The organism is Haloferax sp. Atlit-6N, assembly GCF_003383195.1.
In the GTDB taxonomy this organism is placed as follows: domain Archaea; phylum Halobacteriota; class Halobacteria; order Halobacteriales; family Haloferacaceae; genus Haloferax; species Haloferax gibbonsii.
In genome coordinates this window covers 1-533 of the sequence record NZ_QEQJ01000164.1, presented here as the reverse complement: position 1 = coordinate 533, position 533 = coordinate 1, and the positions used below count along the sequence as shown (strand labels likewise).

Here is a 533-nt window from a genome sequence, read left to right as displayed (position 1 = left end):
TGTACACCCCGACGGCACAGTTGAAAGCCAGCATCACAGAGAACCGCGTCTACGAGGAAGAGCCGCCGCGCGCGGGCGCACCGCGCTGGGAGGAAGAAGAAGAGGAGATCCCTTCCGAACTCGTCGAGTTCGCCTGTTTCAAGGGCGACCGCGAAACCGTCCTTCAGAACACGGCGCTGCAGTATCCGATGTTCCTCGTGCTGCGCGAAATCGCGCTGCTCGCTGAGAAGGGCACGCTCACCGCGATCACCGAACTCGATGGCGAACTCACGGCCCACCGCATCGTCGAAGGCGAAGAGCGCCCGGCGAGCATCGAGGTCGTCGAGAACCCCTCGAAGAGCGAGAACGGTTCTAACGGCGTGAACTGGCGCGACAACAAGTTCATCTCCGACTGAAATCCACCACCGGTCCGCAGCGACTGGTCACCGCCGGATTCTCACCGACTCCCGATCGCCCGATGCTGAGCTCCGCGAGCGACGGCTTCGGGCTTCGTTCCCGTATCAGCGACGGTCCTGCTTGTACGGCGCCGGTGC

The 533-nt window shown here is 63.4% G+C and carries 1 protein-coding gene; it reads left to right on the top strand.

Annotated features, from left to right (window positions below):
• Positions 1 to 395: hypothetical protein (locus DEQ92_RS21735; protein ID WP_115821773.1), on the top strand; the 395-nt coding region annotated here is incomplete at its 5' end.
• Between the last annotated feature and the right edge of the window lie 138 nt (positions 396 to 533).